The 26146-nt window shown below is 71.2% G+C and carries 22 protein-coding genes; 10 read left to right on the forward strand and 12 right to left on the reverse strand.

The features are described 5' to 3' along the window. Positions 1-5 precede the first annotated feature (5 nt). On the reverse strand, positions 6-650 hold the full coding sequence (locus tag IFT79_RS13935; protein WP_056049637.1) for a TrmH family RNA methyltransferase: 645 nt from the start codon (positions 648-650) through the stop codon (positions 6-8). A gap of 74 nt (positions 651-724) precedes the next feature. Between IFT79_RS13935 and IFT79_RS13940 the strand changes: the two genes are divergently transcribed. After that, positions 725-1537 carry an HAD-IIA family hydrolase gene (locus IFT79_RS13940; RefSeq protein ID WP_056049640.1) on the forward strand — a complete coding sequence of 271 codons (813 nt, stop codon included), beginning with the start codon at positions 725-727 and terminating at the stop codon, positions 1535-1537. 31 nt (positions 1538-1568) lie between these two features. Here IFT79_RS13940 and IFT79_RS16985 read toward each other — a convergent pair whose 3' ends face one another. Both IFT79_RS16985 and pyrE read right to left on the reverse strand, forming a co-directional pair. Further along, positions 1569-3860, reverse strand: a complete 2292-nt coding sequence (locus tag IFT79_RS16985; protein WP_192124874.1) for a septum formation family protein — start codon at positions 3858-3860, stop codon at positions 1569-1571. Then, the gene (gene pyrE / locus IFT79_RS13950; RefSeq protein WP_055978230.1) at positions 3857-4408 is read right to left on the reverse strand and encodes an orotate phosphoribosyltransferase; all 552 of its coding nucleotides are present in this window, start codon (positions 4406-4408) and stop codon (positions 3857-3859) included. Before pyrE ends, IFT79_RS16985 begins: the two co-directional genes overlap by 4 nt. Positions 4409-4530: 122 nt before the next feature. Here pyrE and IFT79_RS13955 point away from each other — a divergent pair, with 122 nt between their 5' ends. Beyond that, complete coding sequence (locus IFT79_RS13955; protein ID WP_192124876.1) at positions 4531-5367, forward strand: exodeoxyribonuclease III; 837 nt, start codon at positions 4531-4533, stop codon at positions 5365-5367. Between the two features lie 45 nt (positions 5368-5412). On the opposite strand, the gene IFT79_RS13960 is transcribed toward IFT79_RS13955, so the two are convergent. Both IFT79_RS13960 and IFT79_RS13965 read right to left on the reverse strand, forming a co-directional pair. Beyond that, positions 5413-6333 (reverse strand): AEC family transporter, encoded by a 921-nt coding sequence (locus tag IFT79_RS13960; protein WP_192124878.1) that lies wholly within the window; start codon positions 6331-6333, stop codon positions 5413-5415. Positions 6334-6378: 45 nt separating this feature from the next. Beyond that, positions 6379-6795: a hypothetical protein gene (locus IFT79_RS13965; RefSeq protein WP_192124880.1), complete on the reverse strand. Its 417-nt coding sequence runs from the start codon at positions 6793-6795 to the stop codon at positions 6379-6381. Positions 6796-7047: 252 nt separating this feature from the next. Here IFT79_RS13965 and IFT79_RS13970 point away from each other — a divergent pair, with 252 nt between their 5' ends. Continuing rightward, positions 7048-8094 carry a threonine aldolase family protein gene (locus IFT79_RS13970; protein WP_307785014.1) on the forward strand — a complete coding sequence of 349 codons (1047 nt, stop codon included), beginning with the start codon at positions 7048-7050 and terminating at the stop codon, positions 8092-8094. A 72-nt stretch (positions 8095-8166) separates the two neighbouring features. On the opposite strand, the gene IFT79_RS13975 is transcribed toward IFT79_RS13970, so the two are convergent. Both IFT79_RS13975 and IFT79_RS13980 read right to left on the reverse strand, forming a co-directional pair. Further along, positions 8167-8790: a phosphoribosylanthranilate isomerase gene (locus IFT79_RS13975; protein WP_056049650.1), complete on the reverse strand. Its 624-nt coding sequence runs from the start codon at positions 8788-8790 to the stop codon at positions 8167-8169. 18 nt (positions 8791-8808) lie between these two features. Then, complete coding sequence (locus tag IFT79_RS13980) at positions 8809-11001, reverse strand: ATP-dependent Clp protease ATP-binding subunit (RefSeq protein WP_082454831.1); 2193 nt, start codon at positions 10999-11001, stop codon at positions 8809-8811. Between the two features lie 176 nt (positions 11002-11177). Here IFT79_RS13980 and IFT79_RS13985 point away from each other — a divergent pair, with 176 nt between their 5' ends. The 5 genes from IFT79_RS13985 (at position 11178) to IFT79_RS17085 (ending at position 16207) form a co-directional block, all read left to right on the forward strand. Next, positions 11178-13877, forward strand: a complete 2700-nt coding sequence (locus IFT79_RS13985; protein ID WP_192124882.1) for an Ig-like domain-containing protein — start codon at positions 11178-11180, stop codon at positions 13875-13877. A gap of 152 nt (positions 13878-14029) precedes the next feature. Then, on the forward strand, positions 14030-14455 hold the full coding sequence (locus IFT79_RS13990; RefSeq protein ID WP_192124884.1) for a hypothetical protein: 426 nt from the start codon (positions 14030-14032) through the stop codon (positions 14453-14455). Then, entirely contained in the window at positions 14455-14916 is a 462-nt protein-coding gene (locus tag IFT79_RS13995) for a DUF3060 domain-containing protein (protein ID WP_192124886.1), read from the forward strand. The genes IFT79_RS13990 and IFT79_RS13995 overlap by 1 nt, the downstream gene beginning before the upstream one ends. A 97-nt stretch (positions 14917-15013) precedes the next feature. Continuing rightward, positions 15014-15490, forward strand: coding sequence for a DUF3060 domain-containing protein (locus tag IFT79_RS14000; RefSeq protein ID WP_192124888.1), 477 nt, complete (start codon positions 15014-15016; stop codon positions 15488-15490). 162 nt (positions 15491-15652) lie between these two features. Beyond that, positions 15653-16207 (forward strand): pilus assembly protein CpaE, encoded by a 555-nt coding sequence (locus IFT79_RS17085; RefSeq protein ID WP_192124889.1) that lies wholly within the window; start codon positions 15653-15655, stop codon positions 16205-16207. Between the two features lie 28 nt (positions 16208-16235). Here the strand turns inward: IFT79_RS17085 and IFT79_RS14010 are convergent, their stop codons facing one another. The 5 genes from IFT79_RS14010 to dnaK all read right to left on the reverse strand — a co-directional run bounded on the left by IFT79_RS14010 (position 16236) and on the right by dnaK (position 21645). Beyond that, the gene (locus tag IFT79_RS14010; RefSeq protein ID WP_192124891.1) at positions 16236-17348 is read right to left on the reverse strand and encodes a methyltransferase; all 1113 of its coding nucleotides are present in this window, start codon (positions 17346-17348) and stop codon (positions 16236-16238) included. Positions 17349-17439: 91 nt separating this feature from the next. Continuing rightward, positions 17440-17847 carry a heat shock protein transcriptional repressor HspR gene (locus IFT79_RS14015; protein ID WP_043597756.1) on the reverse strand — a complete coding sequence of 136 codons (408 nt, stop codon included), beginning with the start codon at positions 17845-17847 and terminating at the stop codon, positions 17440-17442. A 92-nt stretch (positions 17848-17939) separates the two neighbouring features. Next, positions 17940-18935 (reverse strand): DnaJ C-terminal domain-containing protein, encoded by a 996-nt coding sequence (locus IFT79_RS14020; protein WP_043597754.1) that lies wholly within the window; start codon positions 18933-18935, stop codon positions 17940-17942. A gap of 158 nt (positions 18936-19093) precedes the next feature. Next, complete coding sequence (locus IFT79_RS14025) at positions 19094-19753, reverse strand: nucleotide exchange factor GrpE (RefSeq protein ID WP_233568413.1); 660 nt, start codon at positions 19751-19753, stop codon at positions 19094-19096. Between the two features lie 11 nt (positions 19754-19764). After that, positions 19765-21645, reverse strand: a complete 1881-nt coding sequence (dnaK, locus tag IFT79_RS14030) for a molecular chaperone DnaK (protein WP_056049689.1) — start codon at positions 21643-21645, stop codon at positions 19765-19767. Between the two features lie 214 nt (positions 21646-21859). Here dnaK and IFT79_RS14035 point away from each other — a divergent pair, with 214 nt between their 5' ends. Both IFT79_RS14035 and IFT79_RS14040 read left to right on the forward strand, forming a co-directional pair. Beyond that, positions 21860-23242 carry an MFS transporter gene (locus IFT79_RS14035; protein ID WP_192124893.1) on the forward strand — a complete coding sequence of 461 codons (1383 nt, stop codon included), beginning with the start codon at positions 21860-21862 and terminating at the stop codon, positions 23240-23242. Positions 23243-23335: 93 nt separating this feature from the next. After that, positions 23336-26062, forward strand: coding sequence for a hypothetical protein (locus IFT79_RS14040; protein WP_192124895.1), 2727 nt, complete (start codon positions 23336-23338; stop codon positions 26060-26062). Positions 26063-26146: the final 84 nt, after the last annotated feature.

Below are 26146 nucleotides of genomic sequence, written 5' to 3' on the forward strand. Positions count from 1 at the left end.
AGGGGTCAGAAGCGGTGACGCACGACCCACGAGTGCATCACCACGGCGGCGGCCGCCGCGGCGTTGATGCTGCGCGTCGAGCCGAACTGCGAGATCTCGAGCACGGCCTCGGCCGCCGCGAGCGCCTCGGGCGACAGGCCCGGCCCCTCCTGCCCGAAGACGAGGACGCAGCGCTCGGGCAGGTCGAACGTCTCGATCGGCACCGACCCCTCGACGTTGTCGACGGCGAGGACGGGGAGGCGCTGCTCACGGGCCCACGCCAGGAACGTCTCGACGTCGGGGTGGTGCAGCACGTGCTGGTACCGGTCGGTGACCATCGCCCCCCGCTTGTTCCACCGGCGGCGACCGATGATGTGCACGGTGTCCGCGGCGAAGGCGTTGGCGCTGCGCACGATCGACCCGATGTTCATGTCGTGCTGCCAGTTCTCGACGGCGACGTGGAAGCCGTGCCGGTGCGCGTCGATGTCGGCCACGACGGCCTCCATCGTCCAGTACCGGTAGCGGTCGACCACGTTGCGTCGGTCACCCTCGCGCAGCAGCTCGGGGTCGAAGTGGTCCCCCTCGGGCCAGGCCTCCTCGCCGCCGGGCCAGGGGCCCACCCCGTGCGTGAGTTCGTCGCTCGGCGGGGTCGGGGACTCGTCCTGGGGCATCCGACCAGGGTAGGCGGTGGGCGGAGGCGACCCGCGCCTCCTCGTCGTCAGGGCACCTCGCTAAGGTGAGCGCCATGGGTGCACGCGAAGACGTCGAATGCTGGCTGACCGACATGGACGGCGTGCTCGTCCACGAGAACCACGCCCTGCCCGGCGCGGCCGACCTGATCCAGCAGTGGCAGGACGAGGGCACGCCCTACCTGGTGCTGACGAACAACTCGATCTTCACCCCGCGCGACCTGGCGGCCCGTCTGCGCGCCTCGGGGCTGCACGTGCCCGAGGAGCGCATCTGGACGAGCGCCCTCGCCACCGCCGACTTCTGCCGGTCACAGATGCCCGGCGGCTCGGCCTTCGTCATCGGCGAGGCCGGCATGACCACCGCCCTGCACGAGGCGGGGTTCATCATGACCGAGACCAACCCCGACTACGTCGTCGTGGGCGAGACGCGCAACTACTCGTTCGACTCGATCACCAAGGCCGTGCGGCTCATCCTGGGCGGTGCACGCTTCATCGTCACGAACCCCGACGCCACGGGCCCGAGCGCCGACGGCGTGCTGCCCGCGACGGGCGCGATCGCCGCGATGATCTCGAAGGCCACCAACAAGGAGCCCTACGTGGTCGGCAAGCCCAACCCGATGATGTTCCGTTCGGCGATGAACCGCATCGGCGCGCACAGCGAGAACACGGCGATGATCGGCGACCGGATGGACACCGACATCATGGCCGGCATCGAGGCCGGGCTGCACACCATCCTCGTGATGACGGGCATCAGCGACCAGGCCGAGATCGACCGCTACCCGTTCCGGCCGAACGAGATCCTGGCCGGGGTGCACGAACTGGTGCGCAGCGAGCCGATCGAGTCCGACGTGGTGCCGTCCGAGGCCTGAGGCCTCCGGAGGCGCGGGCAGCCTCGACGCGTCAGCCCGCGACGGCGACGAGGCTGGTCGTCAGGGGTTCGCCGCCGCTGCGGTTGACGAAGCACGAGTACGTGCGGTCGCCGGCGGCCCACGCGTCGGCGTCGGCCGGGAAGCTCGCGAGCAACTGCACGTCGGGGTAGGCCGCGGCGGCCTGCCGGTCGAGCGCGTCCGCGCCCGTGCAGAGCAGGTTCATCTGGCTCTGCAGCACGTCGGCACCCGGGTAGGCCGCGGCCGCGTCCCCGTCGAGGGTGCCCAGTCGGGTGAGCTGGGCGACGTGCGGCTGCGCACAGTCGGCGACCTCGTAGTCCTGCTGCCAGGCCGATTCGAACGCCGAGAAGCACTCGCCGCCCTGCAGGTCGGCGTACGAGTGCGTGCCTGCCGCGAGCGGCCCGGCCGGGGCGACCTCGGCGGCGGGCTCGACCGGCGCAGCCGTCACGGTCCGGGCCGCGGTCGGTGCCGCGGCGGCGGCCGACGCGTCGCTCGTCAGGTCGTCGGTGGAGGCGAAGAGCGATCGCGAGAGGAAGAAGAGCGCGACCAGCAGCAACAGGATCACGAGCCCGGCACCCACGGCGGCCAAGCCCTTGTGCGACCGGACCCACTCGGCCAGGCCTGCCGTGCGGGGTGTCGTGGCGGGCCTCTCGTCCACCGGACGGGTCTGCGGCACGAACACGCCGGCTCCGCCGACCTCACGGCGCGGCCGCTCACCCGTCAGGGCCGAGGTGGCGCTCATCGAGACGCCGGGCAGCACCTGCGTGGCATCGACCCCGGGGTCGTCGACGTCGGCGCGCTCGTCGAGGGCGGGACGAGGAGGCGCGAACAGCGCGGTCGCGGTCGTCACCTCGGCCCCGTCGTCCAGGCCCTCGTCGTCGGCGTCGGCGTCTGGGTCTCGGTCGGCGCGGGACGACTGCTCGACGTCGGGCACGGGCCCGACCTCGGACGGCGGAACGTCGCCGGAGCCGGACAGCGACCAGGCGCCGGGGGCGTCGTCCGCGTTCGTCGCGTGCTCGGGCTCGTGCTCGCTCTCGGGACGTGCGCCCCGCGGCTCGACGGCCGCGGTGCCGGCACCTGACGGGACGACGCCGAGGATCTCGGTGAAGGTGGGCTCGCGGTCCCCCCTCGAGCCGGAGTCGGCCCTGGGCTCCGGGACGGACGACGCCTGGGTCGTGGGGGACGGCGTCGGCGTCGGCGTCAGCGTCGGCGTCGAGGGGACCGCCGCGGCGCCGGGGACGCCGGGCTCGACCCCGCCACGGGAGGCCGCCGCGGCGGCAGCGGCCGCAGCAGCTGCGGCCGCCTCGGCCAGACGACGCTCACGCCGCGTCATCTCGTGGTGCTCTTCGACCCACCACGGCGCCTCGACACCGCCTTCGCGGGAATCGGCGGCCGGCTCGGGCTCGGGCTCGACATCGGACGCCGGCCCGGGCTGAGGCTCGGGCTCTGCTCGGAACTCCGGCTCGGACGCCGGCTCGTGCTCTGCTCGGAAAGCCGCCTCGGGCTCGGGCTCGGGCATCGGCTCTGGCTCGGGCTCTGCCTGGAACTCCGGCTCGGGCGTCGGCTCGTGCTCTGCTCGGAACTCCGGCTCCACTCGGCGCTCGGGCTCGGGCTCGGGCTCGGGCTCGGGCTCGGGCTCGGGCTCGGGCTCGGGCTCGGGCTCGGGCTCGGGCAGAGCATCCCAGTCGAAGGTCGCGGGTTCGGCAGATTCGGCCCGGGGTGCCGAGATCAAGGCGGTGAAGGGCCCTGGCTCGTCGCTCACACCAGTGCGCTCCTCGACGTCGGCGGAATCCGACGCCGTACCGGCATCATCGGCGTCCTCGGCGACCCCGAGGGCGGGTCGCGGCGACTCGGGTTGCGGCGACTCGGGCTGCGCGGGCACGTCGGGAACGGGCACGGACGACGGAGGCGGCGGCGGCACGGACCCCGTCAGCGCTCCGAGGTCGAGTGCCTGGGGGTGGCCGGAGGTCTTCGGCGGAGGCGTCCCGGCCGGGGACTCGGGCACGACGAACGGCAAGGGGGTCGGAGGCGACACCTCGGCCGAGCCCGTGGGCACGGACGCACCACCCGGGTCAGCCGGTCGCTCGGGGTCGTCGTCGTCGTGGGGGACGCCGACCGCGCGCGTGGCCGGCGGGAGGTCGAGCGCCTGCGTGGGGACGTCCTCGGGAAGACGACCCGCGCCTCCTGACGGGGTGTCGGTCGCGTCGTCGTCGTCGGCACCGTCGAACTGGGCGGCGAGCCAGTCGCTGGCGTCGTCGCGCCCGGCGTCGTCGCCGTCGTCGCCCCTGGGCCGGTCGTCGGTCACGGTGTCAACCCGAGGTCTTCCAGCCCGATCGCGGCGAAGTAGGGGTAGCCGGCCGCCTCGATCACCTCGCGGGCCCCGGTGCTGCGGTCGACGACGACGGCGACGGCGGCGATCTCGGCTCCGACGGCCTCGAGGGCCTTGGCGGCGGCGAGGGGCGAACCGCCGGTCGTCGAGGTGTCCTCGAGCACGATGACCCGCTTGCCCTCGAGGTCCGGGCCCTCGACCTGCTTGCCGCGGCCGTGGTCCTTGGGCTCCTTGCGGACGACGAAGGCGTCGTAGTCCTTGCCGAGCGCCACGCCCTGGTGCAGCACGGCGGCGGCGATCGGGTCGGCGCCCATCGTCAGGCCACCGACCGCGAACACGTCGGGCACCTCGTCGATCAGGTCGACCATGACCCGGCCGATCAGGGGCGCGACGCGGTGGTCGAGGCTGACCTTGCGGAGGTCGATGTAGTACGTCGCCTTCTTGCCGCTGGTCAGCGTGAAGTCGCCGTGGAAGACGGCCTCGGAGCCGATGTAGTCGATGAGCTGCGTGCGTGCGTCGGTCACGGTGACCCATGGTAGAGCAGGCGGGCTCCGAACGTCGGGGCGGGCGGCGACGGCTCGACGCCCCGTCGGGCGACGGCGGCCGCCTCGGACCCCGCCGGTGCCGGGCCGGTACCGTGGTCGGCATGCGCGTCGCGACCTACAACGTCAACTCCGTCCGGGCTCGAGTGGGCAGGGTCGTCGACTGGCTCGTCCGAGAGGACGTCGACGTCGCGGGCCTGCAAGAGATCAAGTGCAAGCCCGAGCAGTTCCCCTACGAGGCCTTCCGCGAGGCCGGCTACGAGGTCGAACTGCACGGGCTCAGCCAGTGGAACGGCGTCGCGTTCGTCAGCCGCCTTCCGATGGAGGACGTCGAGATCACCTTCCCGTCGCAGCCGGGCTTCGCCAAGGGCCAGGAAGGCCCCGACCAGCCCAAGGAGGCGCGGGCGATCGGCGTCACGGTCGAGGGCGTCCGCCTGTGGAGCCTCTACGTGCCCAACGGCCGCGAACTGGGCGACCCGCACTACGACTACAAGCTCGACTGGCTCTCGAAGCTCGCCGCCGAGACCGAGGCCTGGCTCGCCGCGCGCCCCGACCAGCCGTTGGCCCTGATGGGCGACTGGAACGTCGCACCGCTCGACACCGACGTGTGGGACATGTCGGTCTTCGAGGGCCACACCCACGTCAGCCAGCCCGAGCGCGACGCCTTCTTCCGCTTCGAGGAGGTCGGCCTGACCGACGTCGTCCGCTCGCGCCTGCCCGAGGGCTACACCTACTGGGACTACAAGCAGCTGCGCTTCCCCAAGAACGAGGGCATGCGCATCGACTTCATCCTGGGCTCGAAGGCCTTCGACGGCCTCGTGACGTCCGCGGCCATCCACCGCGACGAACGCAAGGGCGACGCCCCGAGCGACCACGTCCCCGTGGTCGTCGACCTCGACCTCGAGACCGAGCTCGACGACGACCGCCCGATGATCTTCTGACGCCTGCGCGGCCGCACGCGACCCCTCGACGCCAGGAGGCGCGGGTCAGGCGAGCAACGCCGCCACCAGCACCAGCACGGGAACCGAGAGGATGGTCGTCGCCAAGACCGTGTCGCGGGCGACGACGACCCCGGTCTGGTAGCGCTGGGCGTAGTTGAAGACGTTCTGGGCCGACGGCAGACCGGCCAGGACGACCGCCACGAAGAGTTCGTCGCGGTCGAAGTCGAAGACGAACGCCCCGAGCAGCCAGGCCGCGACCGGCATGACGACGAGCTTGAGGACGACGGCCACGACGATGTCGGCGCGCCCTTGCCCGGCCTGGAACGGCTTCGAGCCGTACAACGACATGCCGAACGACAGCAGGACGACCGGCACCGCGGCACCGCCCACCAACTCGAACGGCTCGCGGACGGCCTGGGGGATCTCGAGGCCGGTGACCGCCACGAGCACACCGAGGGCGGACCCGATCAGCAGGGGGTTCGTGAACGGTCGGGCGATGGTGCGCCCGAGGCTGCTGCCGCGGTTCGTCACGGTGTCCATGACGGCGAGCACGATCGGCGTGAGCACGAGCAGCTGGTAGAGCAGGACGGGAGCGACGAAGGTGGCGCTGCCCAGCACGTAGGTGGCCACGGGCAGGCCGATGTTGTTCGCGTTGACGTAGGCGCCACCCATCGTCCCGATGGCCGTCTGCGCGGCACTGCGTCGGAGGACGAACGTCAGGACGACGACCGAGAGGACTGTGGCCAGGAGCGAGGCGAGCGCCGAGACCACCAACAGCCGCGAGAACAGCACGTGGACGTCGGCCTGCGAGATGGTGGAGAACAGCAGGCAGGGCGTGAGGACGAAGAAGACGAGGCGCGAGAGCACCCGGTGGCCGGATTCTCCGAGCAGGTCGATGCGACCGACGACGTAGCCGGTCACGATGATCACGCCGATGATCGCGAACCCGATCAGCACTCCACCCATGGGTCCATCCTGTCGCACGCCCCGGGGGCCGACGGGACGTCCGGGTCAGGCCGCGGGCACGCCGTCCCCCACCGGGGCGCCGATGCGTTCGAGAAGATGCGCCGCCTCGTCCTCGGCCTGGGCGTCGACAGCCCAGGTGACGACACCCGCCTCGCACGCGGCGACGGCGAACGCCTCGCCGGTCGGGAGCCCGCTGGTGCGGGCGAGGTCGTCGGCGAAACGCCTCGCCGCTTGAGCGACCGGGCGATCCGACGCGACGACGACCAGGGCACCGCGACGCAGGCCGTCCGCGAGGCTGTCGACCGCACGGTCGAGCTGCACCGCGGTGGGGGTGGCGGCATCGACGGCCACCACGGCCCAGTCGAAGCCGACGACGTCGTCGATCGGGGTCGCCATCTCGCACGAGAGCACGACGACCTCGGCGTCGAGTGCCGCCGCCCGATCGGCGACGGGACGGATCACCGGGTACGGACCGGCCAGGACGAGCTTGGGGCATGGGCGAACAGCATGACGGGGCCTCTCGGGGCGGAAGGAGCACCCGGCGGGTTCGACCGGGCGGACATCGAGTCGACGATGCGTCACGTACAACTCTACGTGTGACATTTACATTGCACAAGGCGCCGCGGCCGTTGCCGTTCGGGACGGGCCTCCGACGCCCTCGCTCCCCCGCGCCTCCTGACGCCCCGGAGCCCGGCCGTCGGGCAGAATCGACGGGTGACGCGCCTCCACGATCCCTCGGTCCACACGTTCGCCAGCGACAACTACGCCGGAGCCCACCCCGAGGTGTTGCAGGCGATCGTCGACGCCGCCGGCGGCCACGTGGGCTCGTACGGTGCCGATCCGTACACGCAGCGGCTGGCCGAGGTCGTCGTCGAGACGTTCGGCGAGGGGGCGACCATCGACCCCGTGCTGACCGGCACCGGTGCGAACGTCGCGGCCCTGCAGGCCCTCACCCCGCGCTGGGCAGCCGTGATCTGTGCGACGACCGCGCACGTCTACACCGACGAGGGCGGTGCTCCCGAACGCCTGGGCGGCATCAAGCTGTTGACCGTGCCGACCCCCGACGGCAAGCTCACGCCCGAGCTGATCGACCGGCAGGCCTACGGCTGGGGCGACCAGCAGCGCCCGCAGCCCCTGGCGGTCACGATCACGCAGAGCACCGAGCTCGGCACGGTCTACACGCCCGACGAGATCCGGGCCGTGACCGACCACGCGCACACGCTCGGCATGCGGGTGCACCTCGACGGCGCACGCCTGGCGAACGCCGCCGCCTCCCTCGGCGTCCCGCTCCGCGCGATCACGCGCGACGCGGGCGTCGATTCGGTCTCGTTCGGCGGCACGAAGAACGGCCTGGTGCTGGGCGAGTCGGTCGTGACCTTCTCCGAGGAGGCGCGGGCCGGCCTGGTCTACCTGCGCAAGATGGACGCACAGTTGGCCTCGAAGATGCGCTTCGTCTCGGCACAGTTCCTGGCGATGCTCGACGGCGACCTCTGGCTGCGGTCAGCGACGAGGGCCAACGCGATGGCCGCGCGTCTCGCCGCCGGCTTGGCCACCCTGCCGGGCGTCACGGTCACCCAGGCGGTCGACGCCAACGCCGTCTTCGTCGTCCTGCCGCCCGAGGCCGTGGAACCCCTTCGCGCCGCGCACCACTTCTACGACTGGAACCGCGCCACGGGCGAGGTGCGACTCATGTGCTCCTTCGACACCACCGAGGCGCACGTCGACCGGTTCGTCGAGGACGCCCGCACGCTCGTCGGCTGAGGCCGGGTCCGCTCAGGCCAGGTCGGGTCAGGCCAGGTCGGGTCAGGCCAGGTCCGCTCCGGCCGGGTTCGCTCAGGCTCGGGCGGCCTCGACGAACGCACGGATCAGGTCGACGCTCTTCACGCCGCGCGACGACTCGACGCCCGAGCTGACGTCGACCCCGACGGCACCATGGGGTCGGAGTCCGGCCAGCAGCCCGGCGACGTTGTCCGAGGTGAGCCCGCCGGCCAGCAGCCACTCCCGGGCAGGCGGCGCCGACAGCAGCGGCCCGACGTCGAAGGTGGCGCCGGCACCGGGGTCGATCGCGTCGAGGAGCAGGGCGTCCTCTCGGAAGGCGACCCGCGCCTCCTCGGGTTCGGCCGCGTAGACGGCGGCGCTGACGGCACGGATCACCCGGAAGCCCGCCGCATGGGCGGCGGCAACGTCCGCCGGGGTCTCGTCGCCGTGCAGCTGGACGGTCGACACCGAGGAGGCGCGGGCCGACTCGAGCACCGTCTCGATGCCCTGCCCGCGGAACACGCCGACGGTCTCGACGCCCGCCGGCACGCGCGCCGCCAACGCGCGTGCACCCTCGGGATCGATCGTGCGCGGACTGCCGGCCGCGAAGACGAACCCCACGGCGTCGGCCCCGGCCTCGACGGCGGCGTCGACCGTCTCGGGCGTGGACAGGCCGCAGATCTTCACCCAGGTGCGCATGGTTCCAGTCTGCCGGGCTCAGGCGGGCAGGTCGTCCAGGTCGCCGGGCGTGGGCTCGCCGACGTCGTGCCGCACGACCGTCAGCCCCTCGCCCCCGTCGGCCACGTCGACCCGCACGGTGTCGCCGTCGGCGATCTCGCCCCCGAGCAGCGCCATCGCGAGCTTGTCGTCGATCTGACGCTGCATGAGGCGGCGCAACGGCCGGGCGCCGTAGATCGGGTCGTAGCCGCGGTCGGCGAGCCAGGCCCGCGCGTCGGGGGTGACGGCGAGCGCGAGGCGGCGATCGGTGAGCCGTCGTCCGAGGCGGTCGACGTAGAGCGACACGATCTGGCCGAGGTCGTCGGTGCTGAGGGTCGAGAACACGACGATGTCGTCGAGCCGGTTGACGAACTCGGGCTTGAACGCCTGGCGCACCAGGCCCTGCACCAGCTCTTCTTTCTCGGGGTCGCTGAGGCCGGGATCGGTGATGACCTGCGAGCCGAGGTTCGACGTCAGCACCAGGATCGTGTTGCGGAAGTCCACGGTTCGGCCCTGCCCGTCGGTCAGCCGGCCGTCGTCGAGCACCTGCAGCAGGACGTCGAAGACCTCGGGGTGGGCCTTCTCGACCTCGTCCATCAGCACGACGCTGTACGGGCGACGACGCACGGCCTCGGTCAGCTGACCACCGGCTTCGTAGCCCACGTACCCGGGAGGCGCGCCCACGAGGCGGGACACGCTGTGCTTCTCGCCGTACTCGCTCATGTCGATGCGGACGAGCGCCTTCTCGTCATCGAAGAGGAAGTCGGCGAGGGCCTTGGCGAGCTCGGTCTTGCCCACCCCGGTGGGGCCGAGGAAGAGGAACGAACCGGTCGGGCGGTCGGGGTCGCTGATGCCCGCGCGGGTGCGCCGCACCGCTTCGCTGACGGCCTGGACGGCGGCCTTCTGACCGATGAGGCGCCTCCCGAGTTCGCTCTCGAGGTGCAGCAGCTTCTCGGTCTCGCCGCTGAGCAGACGACCGACCGGGATGCCGGTCCAGGCGGCGACGACCTCGGCGATGTCGGCGTCGGTGACCGAGTCGCTGACCAGCCGGTCGCCCGACTTCTCGAACGACTCGGCGTCGGCGAGGCGCTTCTCGATGTCGGGGATGCGCTCGTAGCTGATGCGCGCCGCATCTTCGTAGCGCCCCTCACGCAGGGCGCGGTCGGCGTCGATGCGGGCCTCGTTGAGGTCGCTGCGTAGCGTGCCGACGCCCTGCAGGGCGGCCTTCTCGGCCTGCCAGCGGGCGTCGAGGTCGTCGTAGGCGGCCTGCTGCTGGGCGATGGTCTCGCGCAGGGTGGCGAGGCGGGCCTGCGAGGCGTCGTCCGTCTCCTTCTTGAGGGCCAGCTCTTCGATCTGGAGGCGCACCAGGCCCCGGTAGAGCTGGTCCAGCTCGACGGGCGACGAGTCGATCTCCATCTTGAGGCGGGAACCCGCCTCGTCGACGAGGTCGATCGCCTTGTCGGGCAGCTGACGGCTGGGGATGTAGCGGTTGGACAAGGAGGCGGCGGCCACCAGGGCGCCGTCGGTGATCGTGACCCCGTGGTGCGCCTCGTACCGCTCCTTGAGCCCGCGGAGGATCGCGACGGTGTCCTCGACGCTGGGCTCGCCGACGTAGACCTGCTGGAAGCGGCGCTCGAGGGCGGCGTCCTTCTCGATGTACTGGCGGTACTCGTCGAGGGTGGTGGCGCCGATGAGGCGCAGCTCGCCGCGGGCGAGCATCGGCTTGAGCATGTTCGAGGCGGCGACCGAGCCCTCGCCCCCGCCGGCACCCATCAGGGTGTGCAACTCGTCGATGAAGGTGATGACCTGGCCGTCGCTCTTCGTGATCTCTTTGAGCACGTCCTTCAGGCGCTCTTCGAACTCGCCGCGGTACTTGGCCCCGGCGACGAGGGCGGCGAGGTCGAGGCTGATCAGGCGTTTGTCTTTCAGGCTGTCGGCGACGTCCCCCTCGACGATGCGCTGGGCGAGGCCCTCGACGACGGCGGTCTTGCCGACGCCGGGCTCGCCGATCAGGACGGGGTTGTTCTTGGTGCGGCGGGTGAGCACCTGGCTGATGCGACGGATCTCGGCGTCGCGGCCGATGACGGGGTCGAGCTTGCCGCTGCGGGCGATGGCGGTGAGGTCGACGCCGTACTTCTCGAGCGCCGACTTCTGCTTCTCGTCGGAAGCCGGAGCGCCCTGCATGTTCGCCATGGATGTGCCTTTCTCGAAACTTGAGTGGAGCTGGCTCAAGTTTACGCCGACACGCCCGGATCGCAAGCCCTCGCACTTGTCATGTTGTGCATGCCTTGTTTTGTGTCTAACATTTCACTATCTGTTCGCCTGGCGGCGCATCGCGCTGCCCAGACATGAAAGAACACCTCTCACACATGAAGAAAACTCTCAAGCGCACCGGCGCGATCGGGCTCGCCGCAGCCACGATCGTCACCGGTCTCAGCTTCGGACCTGCGGCGGCAACGGCGACGAGCCCGGCGGATGCTTCCACCACGGCTCTGCCCGTGCCAGGGTCCTCCGCCAAGGTCGTCTCGCCAGTCGGCAACGGCAAGTACTACGGCGGCCTGCCCTCGTCGCCGACACACATCCAGCAGTACGACACGAAAGCCGCCGCTGACGCGGCCTCGGCCGGGCTCCGCATCGACTCCACGGGCGAGGGTTGGTTCCGCGCGGTCGTCAGGGACGGATCAGCCACGGGCGAGTGCCTCAGCATCTTCCCCATGACCGGGGGCGACACGCTGCACACCAAATCCTGCAGCGGCACGAACACGGAATGGAGTCTGGACGCGCAGGGCCGGATGGTGAACCGCCAGAGTGGCCAGTACGTCACGAACACCGTCCGCTACGTCGACGCGTACAAGCGTTCCTACTTCGCCATGGGTGGCAGTGGCCCCGCTGCGGAGTTCGAAGGCGTCGAAGCCGGTCTGTCCGCGAAGGTCGACTCGGTCGACATCCCGAACCGCACCGCCCGCATCTCGGGCTGGGCCGTGCCCGCCGCGTACGTCGTGATCAACGGTGAGGACCAGGTCCAGGCCGGTACCGACGGCACGTGGTCCTACGAACTCATCGACCTCAAGCTCGGGTCGAACCCGGTGACCCTCGAGCAGTACGAGGACACCGTCAAGACCGGCGAGACCACCCTCGACGCCGAGCTGAAGGTCGCCCCCGTGACCGGTGTGGGGTCGTTCCCGGCCGACCTCGGCCAGAACGCCGTGCTCTCCGGCACTGCGCAGCCCGGCGCGACGATCGTGATCCGTGACGTGAACGGCGACGAGATCACCCGCACCGAGGCCCGCCTGGGCTCGGGCACGTGGTCGACCCCGATCAGCGCCCCGAACGCCGGCGGCGACTACGACGTGCGCGTCCACCAAGAGATCGACGACGAGGCCACGGGCGAGATCATCGTCTCCGTCGCCTACGGCGCCGCGGTCCAGATCACCGCTCCCGTCGAGGGCATGGCCCACGACGGCGGCCCCGTCACCATCCGCGGCACCGGCGAGGTCGGCGCCCAGGTCGTCGTCCGCGAAGAGGGCCGCAGTACCGTCCTCGGCACCGCCCAGGTGCTCGCCAACGGCCAGTTCACCATCCGCACCACCAACGTCGACGACCGCAAGCACGTCCTCGAGGCCACCCAGTCCGGCAAGGGCAACAACACCACCCTCTCGACGGTGACCCTCAACCCCGAGAACGGCGAACAGCCCCCCGTAATCGTCGCCCCGACTGTCGAGACCCCTGAAGCAGGCTCCACGGTCACGACCAGCCGCCCGGTCTTCTCCGGTCACGGACAGGACGGCGCCACCGTCACCATCGGCTACGGGCCCAACAGCATCATCGGGACCGGCACCGTCGTCGACGGCGAGTGGACCATCACCCCGAACCGCGGGCTCAGCCTCGGCACGAGCAACCTCGTCGTCACCCAGACGGCAGGCGACGACGTGCAGCGCGTCACCCACACCATCAACCGCGTGGCCGCAGAACTGCCCCTGAGCGTCACGAGCCACGTGAACGACCAGTTCTACGAAGCAGGCGTGACCACCTTCCGCGGTACCGCACCGATCGGCTCGACCGTGACCGCGAAGAACCAGTGGGGCACCCCGATGGGCGCCGCCAACGCCGCCGACGGTACCTGGGCCTTCAACCGCAACCTCGGCCCCACCACCGCCGGCTATCTCATCACCTTCACCGCCACGCCCCAGGTGGGCACCCCCCAGGTCGTGACGCTGAAGCTGAACTACGAGAACGTCGTCGCGTTCCAGGTCACCAGCCCGACGAACAACAGCACCTACACCGAGGGCACCACCACGTTCCGCGGCACCGCAGCCCCCCAGGCCGCCATCACCGCCACGAACCAGTGGGGCACCGCCATGGGCAGCACGAGCGCGAACCTCGAGGGCGCCTGGAGCTTCAACCGCTACCTCGGGCCCACCTCGGCCGGCTACGACATCACCTTCGTCGCCACCAAGGGCGGCGACGTCCAGCGTCAGCTGATCCACCTCGACTACCGCGCGACGAACGTCCCCGTGGCCGTCACGAGCATCGCCGACGGTGACACCTACCGTCCCGGCATGAACGTCCTCGAGGGCACCGGCACCCCCGGCGCCACCGTCCGGGCCGTCAACGCCACGAACAACTGGAACGTGCCCATGGGCCAGGCCGAGGTCGACTCCGAAGGCAACTGGGCCCTGCCCGAGCGCAACTGGGGCCCGGCGAACGACTACGCCATCAAGGTCACCCAGACGAACCCCGACAAGTCGACCACCGAGACCACGGTCAATGTCAAGGCGCCCCGGTTCGCCCCCCTCGTCCTGACCAGCCCCGCGGTCGGCGACACCTACGAGAACGGGGTGGCCGCCACCTTCACCGGTACCGCCACGCCGTTCGCCACCGTCACCGTCAGCTCCGCCACGAGCTCCACGGTCTACCGCGAGGTCCAGGCCGACGCCCAGGGCAACTGGTCCTTCAGCCGTGCCTGGGGCCCCAGCCACAACTACACGCTGAACATCACCCAGAAGGCCCTCGACGGCCAGACGGGTGACCCGATCAGCGGCTTCGCCTGGCACCCCAGCGGCAACTAGCACCACACCGCGACACCCGCACCACAGCGACACCGCACCACCCCGCCGGGGAGGCACCGACACGGTGTCTCCCCGGCCCCCCCAAACCATCCGCCGGCCGCATCCCGAGCCGACGCCCCGCACCGTCCCCCCACCTCCCGAAGGGAACCACCATGCGCACCTCCACCCTGCGGACAGCCGCCCTCGGCGTCGTGCTCGTCGCCGCCCTCGCCGGCTGCACCTCGAACGCCACCAGCACCGAGGCGGAGGCCGAGACGACGCCCCTCGCCGAGGTCACCCCCGAACCCGCCGTCACCGAGACCTGCATCGACGGCAACGCCGTCGTCGTCCTCGACGAGGACACCCCCGAGGTCACCTTCACCGAGCCCTGCGACAGCGTCAACGTGGTGGGCAGCGACGGCACCGTCACCCTCGCCGACGTGAGCCACCTCGTGGTCGAGGGTCAGGGCGTCACCGTCACGGCCGGTGCCGTGGGCACGGTCGACTTCGCCGGCGACGGCAACGCCGTCAGCCACACCGGGGCCGCCCCGACCGTCAATGAGAACGGCACCTTCGACAACACCGTCACCGCCCGCTGATGGTCGCCCTCCTCCCCCGACGCGGACCGACCGCCGCCGCCCTGGTCGCGGCCACGATGATCCTCTCGTTCTCGGCGTGCTCGTCCGCCGAGAACGACGCGACACCGAGCCCGACCACGACCACGACCAGCACCGCAAGCTTGGAGGCCGCCCCCGTCGGCAGCTGTGACGACGGCTTCATGCTGGTCGACCTCGGCGCCATCGACGACGACGCGCCCTCGCTCGACACGAGCAGCTGCGACCTGGTCTCGATCGTCGGCTCGACCGGCACCGTCGTGCTCGACGAGGTCGGCACGCTCGTCGTCGAAGGCTCCGACGTGACCGTCTCGGTGCAGGACGTCGGCACCGTGCAGCTCGCCGGGGACCGCAACACGGTCCACCACGCCGGCGAGGCCCCGGCCGTCGACGACCTGGGCCACGACAACACCGTCACCGCCGCGGCCGAACCCGCCGCGGAGTGACCGGGAGGCAGGTCCAGCCTCTGGCTGGACCTGCCCTTTCATGCGCTGACGCCCCGAACCGCACCGCCCACCCTCCATCCCCACCCCGGAGCACCCCATGACGACGACCGCGACCCTGGTCAGCCTCGCGACGGCCATCGCCCTCGGCGCGGCCCTCGCCGGCTGCACGAGCGCCTCCTCGACGATCGACCCGGGCCCCTCCGCGACCACCACGTCGACCGCCACCGCACCGCCAGCGGGCGGCCCCTCCATCGCGGGCAGCGACTCGACGGCGACCGATCCCGCCGACGACACGTGCGTCGACGGCTTCGCCTGGATGCAGTTCGGCGACGGCGAACCCCGCACGAAGACCCTGCCCGACGGCTGCGACACCGTCATCGTCAACGGCAGCGACGCCGAGCTGACCCTCGGTCCGACCCGGGTCGTGGTCGTCATGGGCGACCGCAACACCGTCGACGTGCCCCGCGTCGACCAGGTCGACGCGATGGGTGACGACAACACCATCCGGCTCGACGACGACCTGCAACCCCTGCTCAACACCGACGGCACGGGCAACGTCGTCACCACTCGCTGACGCGGCGGACCGGACAGGCCCTCCGCCGCACGCGCGCATCCGAGCCCAAGCCCGAGTCCGAGTCGAGCCCGAGCCCGAGCCCGAGCCCGAGCAAACGGGCGCGGACCCGTGCGGGTCGGCACCCCGACGCTCCCTCCCACTTCGACGGTGCATCATGGGCCGATGCTCGACCACGCCCTCGCCCGCCGCCTGCGCGATGCCGGACTCCGCTGGCGGCCCCGCGCCGGAGACCGCTTCGTCATCGAGACCCCGGGATTCGACGGCGACGTCTTCACGCTCAGCGACATGACCATCGAGGTCCACGAGTACCCCACGGGCACGGAACTCGGCTTCAACGGCACCACCGAGTGGGCCCTGGACTCGGTGGCCGCGGACGACAGCCTGTGGCTGCCCCGCGAGGACCAGCTGCGCGAGCTCCTCGGCCCCGTGTTCCGCGGGCTGGCGCGACACGTCGACACCGGCTCCCGCCCCGGCAGCGACAGCGACAGCGACAGCGACATCACCACGAACCCAGGCGGCGACCCCGACATCAGCGGTGACCGAGACGGTGGCGGGACCGTCTACGAGGTGACCACCCGCCCGACGGGAGGCGACACGGACCTCCGGCACCGCGCCTCCGTCGCCGAGGACGCCTACGCGCACGCCCTGCTCGCCTACATCGACGCGTCGCTGCGCCTCGACGAGGTCGAGGTGGAGACCGAGGCCGAGGCCCGCTGACAGGACCCGACCCGGGCCCCGCCCCGGGTCAGCCCCGACGGACCGACCGCGTCACCGTGAACCGCCGGTCACGGGCCACCTGGGTGGTCGGTCCCACGACGCGCTCGAGGACCGGCCGGTGGCCGAGGGGCGAGTTCCACACGCACCAGAGCTCGCCGCCCGGGCGCAGCAGACGGGCGGCCGCCTCGAACAGCTTGTGGGCGATGGCCGTGTGCACCGTCGCCCCGACGTGGAACGGCGGGTTCAGCAGCACGACGTCGGCGGAGGCCTCGGGCAACGACGACCCGGCGTCGTCGCGCGACACGACGACCCGATCGGCCACGCCGGTCGCCGTCATGGTGGCCCGCGCCGACTCGACCGCCGCCCACGACTGGTCGGTGGCGACCACCCGGGCGTCCGGTCGGGCGAGGGCGAAGGAGGCGGCGAGCACTCCGGTGCCGCACCCCAGGTCGACGACGTCCCGGGCCTCGGGAGCCGCGCGGTCGAGGACGGCGAGCAGCGCTCGGGTGCCGACGTCGATCGAGGTGCCCGCGAACGCCGCACCGTGGGCGACGACGACCACGTCGCCGTGACGCGAGGTGCGCGGCCAGCCGAGCGCGCCTCCCGGGGTCGGGGTCGTCGCGGTCAGCACCCGGGACTTCTGGCGTGACAGGCCGGCGGTCACCTCGCCGAAGTGGCGCGCCAGGACGTCGTTCATCGCGAGGGTCATGTGCTTGACGCGTCCCCCGGCGAGGACGCGGACGTCGGGGTGCGCGTACCGGGCGATCGACCCCGCGATCTCGTCGAGCGCGTCGAGCCCTCGGGGCAGCTGCACCAGCACCGTCCGCGCGCCCTCGAGGAGGGCCTCGTCGAGACCGTGGTGCGTCCACGTCGCGGTGACACCGAGACGGCCGGCGTTGGCGTCGAGCGCGCGTTCGCCCGAGAGGGCGTCCTGGTGCACGCGGACGGGGGTGCCGGGCGACAGGGCCGCGACCCCGAGGGTCAGCGCGCCGTAGCGGTCGCCGATGACGGTCACGGCCTCGGGGTGGGCGGTGAGCGCCTCGTCGGCGGTGTCGAGCAGCAGCCGGTCGGTGGCGTCGTGCGCGACGAGTTCGGGGGCCTCGATGTCGGGCCACCGGCGCAGCTGCTCGAAGTCGATCACCCGCCAACGCTAGTCCGCGCGGCCGACCTGTCACGACCTGCCGCCCACCTCCCGGTGCGCACTGGAGGTCGCGACCTCTCGGGGCCGCGCGTCAGCGCAGCGGCCGCCACACGACCACCGAGGTCTGCCGCGACGGGCGGGTGCCGTGCCGCAGCGGCACGACCCCGCTCTCACCCGCGGCGAAGACACGGGCCCCGGGCCGGTTGACCATCTCGTCGGCCAGGGCCCGCTCGAGTTCGCGGACGCGCGATTGGAGCGCCGTCACCTGGTTCTCGAGCTCGAGGATGCGTTTGATCCCCTCGAGCGAGATGCCCTCGCCGCCGAGACGTGCGATCTCGCGGAGCTGCACGACGTCGCGCATCGAGTAACGGCGCGACTTGCCCGCCGTGCGCTGCGGGACGACGAGTCCGAGCCGGTCGTACTGACGGAGCGTCTGCGCGTGCAGGCCCGAGAGCTCAGCGGCCGTCGCGATGGCGAAGAGGGGCGAGTGCTCGTCCATCGGCCACTGGGTGGGGTCCGGTCGGTCCATCTCGTCTCCTGTCTCGTCGCTAGGGACCTGCCGCCGAGGAGGCGCGGGTCGGGTCGGTCTCGTCAGGCCCGTGCGCGGGCGATCAGGTCGTCGCGCGGGTTCTCGGCCGGCAGCGCGGCCGCCAGGGCCTCGACGGCCTCGCGTGCCCTGTCGTTGAGATGGGCGGGCACCGCGACCTGGACGGTGGCGAGCAGGTCGCCGACGCCGTCCTTCCCGTGCACGCCACGGCCCTTGACCCGCAGCACGCGACCCGACGGCGTGCCCGGCGCGACGCGCAGTCGCACGGGGTCGCCACCCAGGGTGGGCACCTCGATGGTCGCACCGAGGGTCGCCTCGGCGAACGTGACGGGCACGTCGAGCCGCAGGTTCTTGCCGTCGAGCTCGAACACGGGGTGCTTGCGGACGGCGACGGTCAGCACCATGTCGCCGGCCTCACCGCCGTCGGGGCTCTGTTCACCCCGGCCGCGCAGCTTGATCTTCTGCCCGTCGTGGACGCCGGCCGGGATGCGGACCTTCATCGGCTTGCCGTTCGACGCCTGCAGCGTGATGGTCTCGCCGACGATCGCGGTCTGGAAGTCGAGGGTCGTCGTGGCCGTCATGTCGCGGCCCTTCTGTGGTCCGCCGAAGCCGCGGTAGCCGCCGCTCGTCTGGCCGAAGCCGCCGCCGCCGAACATGCCGCCGAAGATGTCGTCGAAGCCACCGCCGCCGCCCTGACGGAACTGCGTGCGCTGCCCGCCCTGGTTGAACATGCCGCCGAAGACGTCCTCGAAGCCGCCACCCGCGCCTCCAGGGCCACCGCTGCCGGCCGCGAACCGGGCACCGCCGCCCATGGCCCGGACCTGGTCGTACTCGCGACGCTGCTCGGGGTCGGAGAGCACCGAGTGCGCCTCGCTGATCTCTTTGAACTTCGCCTCGCTGGCGGCGTCACCCGGGTTGGAGTCGGGGTGGTACTTGCGCGCGAGCTTGCGGTAGACCTTCTTGAGCTCGGCGGGCGTGACGTCTTTGGAGACACCGAGGACGGCGTAGAAGTCCTTGTCGAACCAGTCCTGACTCGCCATGCGGCACCTCCTTCCTTGACTGGAGGTCGCTGCCTGGCAGCGACCGGAAGAGAACGGGGGAGGCGGTGGGCACCTCGTCGAGGAGCCCACCGCCGATCGCGACTCGCGTCGCAGGGGGGTGGTGACGGGCAGCCCGGGGGCCGCCCGTCACCGGGGTGCTACTGGGGGGTGTGCACCGCGACCTTGGCGGCCCGGATGACCCGGTCGCCGATCGTGTAGCCCGGCTCGATCACGTCGGCCACGGTGTTGACCGTGACGTCGGCACTCGGCAGCTGGACGAGGGCGTCGTGCTTGCTGGGATCGAAGACGTCACCCTTCGCGCCGATCTGCGCCAGGCCGAACTTGTCGAGCCCCCCGCGGATCTTCTGCGCGATGACGGTCATCGGGCCCTCGGCCAGGTCGCCGTGCTGTTCGGCACGGGCCAGGTCGTCGAGCGCCGGCAGCAGCGAACGGACGACCTCGGCCACCACGGCCTCGCGGTTGGCCTCGCGGTCACGCTCGACGCGCCTCCGGAAGTTCACCAGCTCGGCCTGGGCCCGCAGCATGTCCTGTCGCATGTCGGCCACCAGGTCGGCACTGGCCGCGTCGAGGATCGCCTCGTCGTCGGCGCTCAGCGTCTCGGTGCCCTCGGGTGCCTCGGCCATCGACTCGGCGGCGGCCTTGGCCCCGGCCGGGGCCTCGGCGTCGGCCGGGGTCTCGACGTCGGGAGCCTCGGCGTCGACGAGCTCGTCGGGCTCGACCACGTCGGCCGTGCCGCCGTCTTCGGACGGGGTCGCGGGACGCGGCTCGTCGTCGGGCGTCTTGTTGTCGTCAGTCATGCCGACCGCCTCTACTTCTTGTCGTTGTCGTCGTCGTCCACGACCTCGGCGTCGACGATGTCCTCGTCGTCGCCCTGGGCCTGGCCGTCGGCGGGAGCACCCTCGGCACCGGCCGCACCGGCAGCGCCGGCCTGGTCGGCCTGGCTCTGCGAGTAGATCGCCTGGCCGAGCTTCTGCTGGCTCTCGTTGAGCTTGTCAAAGGCGGGCTTGATCGCGGACTCGTCGTCGCCGGCGAGGGCGGACTTGAGCGAGTCGACGTCGGCCTGGACCTCGGACTTGACGTCCGCGGGCAGCTTCTCGTCGTTCTCCTTGATCAGCTTCTCGATCGAGTAGACGAGCTGCTCGGCCGAGTTGCGGGTCTCGTTGGCCTCGCGACGCGCCTTGTCTTCGGCGGCGTTCTCCTCGGCCTCGCGCACCATGCGCTCGATGTCGTCCTTCGACAGCGACGAGCCGCCCGAGATGACCATCGACTGCTCCTTGCCGGTGCCCTTGTCCTTCGCGGACACGTGCACGATGCCGTTGGCGTCGATGTCGAAGGTGACCTCGATCTGCGGGACGCCGCGGGGGGCCGGGGCGATGCCGGTCAGCTCGAAGGTGCCGAGGTTCTTGTTGTCGCGGGTGAACTCGCGCTCGCCCTGGAAGACCTGGATCGCGACGGACGGCTGGTTGTCGTCGGCCGTGGTGAAGGTCTCGCTGCGCTTGGTCGGGATGGCCGTGTTGCGCTCGATGAGCTTGGTCATCGCGCCACCCTTGGTCTCGATGCCGAGGCTGAGCGGGGTGACGTCGATGAGCAGCACGTCCTTGCGCTCGCCCTTCAGCACGCCGGCCTGCAGGGCGGCGCCCACGGCGACGACCTCGTCGGGGTTGACGCCCTTGTTGGGCTCCTGACCACCGGTGAGCTGCTTGACGACCTCGGTCACGGCGGGCATGCGGGTCGAGCCACCGACGAGCACGACGTGGGCGATGTCGCCCACCTTCACGCCCGCCTCTTTGATGACGTCGTTGAACGGCTTCTTGGTGCGGTCGAGCAGGTCGCTCGTCCACTGCTCGAACTGCGAGCGCGAGATGGTCTCGTCGAGGTTGAGCGGGCCGTCGGCCGTCAGCGTGAGGTACGGCAGCTGGATGCTGGTCGAGGTGCTCGACGACAGCTCTTTCTTGGCCTGCTCGGCGGCCTCTTTGAGGCGCTGCTTGGCGATCTTGTCGGTCGAGAGGTCGACGCCGTGGGCGTCCTTGAACTTCTTGATGAGGTGCTCGACGATGCGGTTGTCCCAGTCGTCGCCACCGAGGCGGTTGTCACCCGAGGTGCTGCGCACCTGGATGGTCGAGAAGTCTTCGTCCTTGCCCACTTCGAGCAGCGAGACGTCGAACGTTCCGCCACCGAGGTCGAAGACCAGGATGAGCTCGTCTTCCTTGCCCTTGTCGAGGCCGTAGGCGAGGGCGGCCGCGGTCGGCTCGTTGATGATGCGCAGGACGTTCAGGCCCGCGATCTCGCCGGCCTCTTTCGTGGCCTGGCGCTCGGAGTCGTTGAAGTACGCCGGGACGGTGACGACCGCGTCGGTCACCTCTTCGCCCAGGTACTGCTCGGCGTCGCGCTTCAGCTTGCCGAGGATGCGAGCGCTGATCTCTTGCGGGGTGTACTTCTTGTCGTCGATCTCGACCTTCCAGTCGGTGCCGACGTGACGCTTGACCGACGCGATGGTGCGGTCGACGTTGGTGACGGCCTGGCGCTTGGCGGTCTCGCCGACCAGCACCTCGCCGTCCTTGGTGAAGGCGACGACCGAGGGGGTCGTGCGCAGACCCTCGGCGTTCGCGATGACGGTGGGCTCGCCACCCTCGAGGACGCTGACGACCGAGTTGGTGGTGCCGAGGTCGATTCCTACTGCACGTGCCATGTGCTTTTCTCCTTCGTGGTGCGGTGTGACGAAAGCCTTGGGGGCCGGCCTTGAGTCGGCCTGGCTCAACTTTACTCACGCTGCGGCCGACGTCAAGCTGCGAACCTGAAAGTTGAGCCAGAAAGACTCAAGTCTCGAACGGGGGTCGTCGCGACCGCCCCGGACGATGAGGCGCGGCCCCCGTCGGCCACGGACGCCCATTAGGTTGACCCCCATGACCGCAGCGCAGACGCTCGCCGACAGCACCCCGATCCCGCGCCGCCGCGTGATCTCGTGGGCCCTCTGGGACTGGGGCTCGGCCGCCTTCAACGCGGTGGTGACCTCGTTCGTCTTCAGCACCTACCTGGCGAGCGGCGCCTTCGTCGACCCGGCGATCGTCGCGGCAGCCGGAGACGACACCCGCAACCCGGCGCTGGTGCTGGCCAAGGCCGAGAACGCGACGGTCATCTCGACGGCCCTGACGATCGCCGGCGTGCTGATCGCCCTGCTGGCGCCCGTGCTCGGCCAGCGCAGCGACGGTTCGGGCCGCCGCAAGCTCTGGCTCGCGGTCAACACCGGCCTGGTCGTGCTCGCGATGGCCGCGATGGTCTTCGTCGCCCCCGTGCCCGACCTCCTCGTCTTCGGCGCCGCCCTGCTGGCCGTCGGCAACCTCTTCTTCGAGTTCGCGAGCGTCAACTACAACGCGATGCTCGTGCAGGTCTCGACGCCCAGGACGATCGGCAAGGTGTCGGGCTTCGGCTGGGGCCTCGGCTACGTCGGCGGCATCGTCCTCCTGCTCTTGCTGCTCGTCGCCTTCTTGCAGAGCTTCGGCGTCGAGGGACGCGGCGGCCTGTTCGGCGTCGCCACGGGAACGGAAGGAGGCGCGTGGGACGTCCGCCTGTCGATCGTCGTCGCCGCGGCGTGGTTCGCGGTCTTCGCGGTGCCGGTCCTGCTGTCGGTGCCCGAGCTGCCCGCCACCGCCGCACGGGCCCGGGTGGGCTTGTGGCGCTCGTACCGCCTCCTGGGGTCGACGATCGCCAAGCTGTGGCGCACCAACCGCCAGGTGCTGCTGTTCCTGCTGGCCAGCGCCGTCTTCCGGGACGGCCTCGCGGCCGTCTTCACCTTCGGCGCGATCATCGCCGCCCAGGTCTTCGGCTTCTCGCCGAGCATGGTGATCTACTTCGCCGTCGGGGCGAACCTCGTCGCCGGCATCGGCACGTTCGTCGGGGGTTGGCTCGACGACCGGCTCGGGGCCAAGGCGATCATCGTCGCGTCGTTGGTGGGGCTCGTGATCGCCGCCTTCGCGGTGCTCGCGATCGGGACCGCGACGAACCTCTTCTGGGTGTTCGGCCTCGCCCTGGCCCTCTTCGTCGGTCCGATCCAGTCGGCGAGCCGGTCGTTCCTCGCCCGGGTGACGCCGCCCGGCCGCGAGGGCGAGATCTTCGGGCTCTACGCGACGACCGGGCGAGCCGTGAGCTTCCTCGCCCCCGGGCTGTTCACCCTGTTCGTGAGCGCGACGGGCGACACTCGCTTCGGGATCGTCGGGATCGCGCTCGTCCTGCTCGCCGGGCTGGTGTTGATGCTGCCGGTGAAGGCGGTGCAGCGCTCGATCGACTGAGCCGTGCTCGGAGTCGCCTGACCCGGTCGTGGAATGTAAAGTATCTCCCGGCCGTCCCGATCGGTCTTCCCTTTCCCCCATCCGGAAGAAGACATGAGCACGATCAGATCAGGCCTCGCCGCCGTCGGCCTCGCGGCCCTCGCCGTGGGCACCCTCTCCCCCACGGCGGCCCTAGCGGCCCCCGCCGCCACCACCACCCCCGACGGGGCCTCGGCCGAGGCCTCACCCGCGGCGTCCACCACGACCCCGACCGCACCCCGCATCGCGTTCGTCGAACCGAGCGACGGCGACAAGCTGTCGGTCGCGGGCATGGCTCCGGGCGCCCGGCTCGTGGGCATCGAGATCGAGGGCGGAGGCAGCCACGGCGCCGCCGTCTGGAACGACCGCTTCGCCACGCTCGTCGACGTCGCCGACCGGGGCAAGAAGGCCACGCTGATCTCGTACACCCCGCAGGGTCGGGTCGAGGTCGACTTCGTCCTCGAGACCCAGTACGCCGAGGGCGAGGACGAGGCGCCCGGCACGCCCGTCATCCACGGGGTCAGCCAGTACGACGACGACCACCTCGTGATCGAGGGCACGGTGGCGCACCACCCCGATCTCTTCTCGAAGACCGAGGTGTGGGCCAACCGGTCGGGCATGTCGTGGGACTTCCCGTCCGAGAACGGGTCGTTCTCGCTCACCGTGCCCGCCTCGCGCGCCGGCGAGGTCATCGACGTGACGGCCTACTACCAGGGCCACGCCAGCGGGACGGCCCAGGTCGCGCTCGTCCCGACCGAACGCAACACCGCCTCGGACGTCCACCCGCTCGACGTCGGGTCGCCCACCGCGGGCGACGTGCTGGCGACCCCCGAAGCGACCTTCGCCGGAACCGGCATCCCGAACTCGCAGATCGTCGTGACACGCGACGAGAAGACGAACCGCGCCTCCTCCACGCTCTGCGAGACCCGCGTCTCGTCGCTGGGCGACTGGAGCTGCACGTCGCCGACGCTGCCCGCTGGCAGCTACGACACCGTCGTGACCGAGACGCCGGTCTGGGCCGCGGCACCGAAACAGACCACCGGGACGGCGTTCTCCGTCGCCGACACCATGCCCGACCCCGGGACTCCGGGTCGCCCCTCGACCCCCCTCCTGTCGTCGGTGACCGAGGGCCCCGACGGCCGCCTGACCGTCCGAACGATCATCCACGGGGCCGGCCAAGGCCGCATCGACGTCGGTGACCACAGCGAGACCCGCCTCCGCGGGCAGCACGGCCGGTTCTCGTTCCTGCTCGACGGGTCGCTGGCCGGGCAGACCGCGACCATCACGGGGCTCCCCCACGACGGCGACGGCGACGGCGACTCCCTCGAGATCGACCTGACGCCGCTCGAGGCCCCGGCCGGCTCGCCACTCTCGGCCCCGTTGACGCACGGCGTCGTCGACGAGCTGAACACGTTCTACGTGCAGGGCACCACCTCGTACTTCGCCGACGAGTACCTCGTGCCGACGGTGATCGCCCAGATCGACGGCGAGTTCGTCGCCGCGACCGAGGCCACCTGGCTCGGCGCGTACATCCTGCGCATCCCGACCTCGTTCGCCGGGCAGGACGTCGACCTGTACACCGTCCGGAACGGCGAGCTGTCCGAGGCCACCACGATCACGGTCGCAGCGACCGAGAAGAACTCGGCTCCCGAGACGTTCCCCCTCGAGGTGACCTCGATCGCCGAGGGTGAGACCATCTCGACCGACAGGACCTCGGTCACCGGCGAGGGCATCCCCGGGTCCCGCATCACGATCGCGACCGACCTGGCGCGCGCCGGCGAGGCCTGCGCCGCGGACGTCCAGAGCGACGGGACCTGGACCTGCGAGTTGGAGGCGCCCCTGACGACCGGCCCGCAGACCATGACGGTCACCGAGACGCCCTACTGGCGCACCCTCGCGCCGTTGACCTCGACGCGCTCCTTCACCGTGTCCGACGGCTCCGACGACTCCGACGACTCCGACGACGAAGACCTGACCGACCTCACCGTGACCAGCCACACCGACGGTGGCCGCTACACCACCGGCATCGCGACCTTCGCCGGCCGCGGCACGCCCGACGCCCGCGTGACCGCCGCCAACCAGTGGGGCACGCCCATGGGTTCGACCCGCGTGGACGAGGACGGCGACTGGAGCTTCAGCCGCAACCTCGGCCCGACCAGCGCCGGCTACGACATCACCTTCACGATGACGCCCACCACCGGTGCGCCCACCCTGGTGACCCTGCACCTCGACTACGAGGCTCCCTCGCGGCCGCTGACCGTCACCAGCCACGTGGACGGCGACTCCTACCGCGAGGGCATCGCCCGCTTCACCGGCACGGGCACCGTCGGCGCCCAGCTCGTCTCCACCAACCAGTGGGGCACCCAGATGGGCAAGGCGACCATCGGCAGCGACGGCACCTGGGCGTTCTCGCGCAACCTCGGACCGACGAACCCCGGCTACGTCCTGACCTTCGTCGCGACCCACGGAACGGACGAGCAACGGGCGACCCTGACGTTGACGCACCAGAAGGACGACCTCGTCGACGTGCAGATCTCGTCCCCGGTCATCCGTGACGGCGGCATCAGCGAGGCCCACCGGACCGTGACGTTCCGGGGCACCGCCACGCCCTTCGCCACGGTCGTCGGCAAGAACCAGTGGGGCACGCCGTTCGGCAGCACCACCGCCTCGTCCACCGGCGCGTTCGCGTTCGACCGCTACGTCGGGCCCGCCGGCACGACCTACCAGCTGACCTTCGAGCAGAAGGCCACCGACGGCACGACGAAGACCACCACAGGGATCGACTTCGTCACCGGACGCTGACACCACCACCAGTACCGACACCAGCACCAGCACCACCAGGGCCGGCTCCGCACCCGCGGGGCCGGCCCTCCCCCGTCCCCGACG

The organism is Frigoribacterium sp. CFBP 8759, from assembly GCF_014841655.1.
Lineage (GTDB): Bacteria > Actinomycetota > Actinomycetes > Actinomycetales > Microbacteriaceae > Frigoribacterium.

Excerpts from the sequence above, each read along its gene's own strand:
- IFT79_RS13935 (WP_056049637.1), bottom strand. The coding sequence starts at position 650 with ATGCCCCAGGACGAGTCCCCGACCCCGCCGAGCGACGAACTCACGCAC.
- IFT79_RS13940 (WP_056049640.1), top strand. The coding sequence starts at position 725 with ATGGGTGCACGCGAAGACGTCGAATGCTGGCTGACCGACATGGACGGC.
- IFT79_RS13955 (WP_192124876.1), top strand. The coding sequence starts at position 4,531 with ATGCGCGTCGCGACCTACAACGTCAACTCCGTCCGGGCTCGAGTGGGC.
- IFT79_RS13960 (WP_192124878.1), bottom strand. The coding sequence starts at position 6,333 with ATGGGTGGAGTGCTGATCGGGTTCGCGATCATCGGCGTGATCATCGTG.
- IFT79_RS13975 (WP_056049650.1), bottom strand. The coding sequence starts at position 8,790 with ATGCGCACCTGGGTGAAGATCTGCGGCCTGTCCACGCCCGAGACGGTC.
- IFT79_RS13980 (WP_082454831.1), bottom strand. The coding sequence starts at position 11,001 with ATGGCGAACATGCAGGGCGCTCCGGCTTCCGACGAGAAGCAGAAGTCG.
- IFT79_RS13985 (WP_192124882.1), top strand. The coding sequence starts at position 11,178 with ATGAAGAAAACTCTCAAGCGCACCGGCGCGATCGGGCTCGCCGCAGCC.
- IFT79_RS13990 (WP_192124884.1), top strand. The coding sequence starts at position 14,030 with ATGCGCACCTCCACCCTGCGGACAGCCGCCCTCGGCGTCGTGCTCGTC.
- IFT79_RS13995 (WP_192124886.1), top strand. The coding sequence starts at position 14,455 with ATGGTCGCCCTCCTCCCCCGACGCGGACCGACCGCCGCCGCCCTGGTC.
- IFT79_RS14000 (WP_192124888.1), top strand. The coding sequence starts at position 15,014 with ATGACGACGACCGCGACCCTGGTCAGCCTCGCGACGGCCATCGCCCTC.
- IFT79_RS17085 (WP_192124889.1), top strand. The coding sequence starts at position 15,653 with ATGCTCGACCACGCCCTCGCCCGCCGCCTGCGCGATGCCGGACTCCGC.
- IFT79_RS14015 (WP_043597756.1), bottom strand. The coding sequence starts at position 17,847 with ATGGACGAGCACTCGCCCCTCTTCGCCATCGCGACGGCCGCTGAGCTC.
- IFT79_RS14020 (WP_043597754.1), bottom strand. The coding sequence starts at position 18,935 with ATGGCGAGTCAGGACTGGTTCGACAAGGACTTCTACGCCGTCCTCGGT.
- IFT79_RS14025 (WP_233568413.1), bottom strand. The coding sequence starts at position 19,753 with ATGACTGACGACAACAAGACGCCCGACGACGAGCCGCGTCCCGCGACC.
- dnaK (WP_056049689.1), bottom strand. The coding sequence starts at position 21,645 with ATGGCACGTGCAGTAGGAATCGACCTCGGCACCACCAACTCGGTCGTC.
- IFT79_RS14035 (WP_192124893.1), top strand. The coding sequence starts at position 21,860 with ATGACCGCAGCGCAGACGCTCGCCGACAGCACCCCGATCCCGCGCCGC.
- IFT79_RS14040 (WP_192124895.1), top strand. The coding sequence starts at position 23,336 with ATGAGCACGATCAGATCAGGCCTCGCCGCCGTCGGCCTCGCGGCCCTC.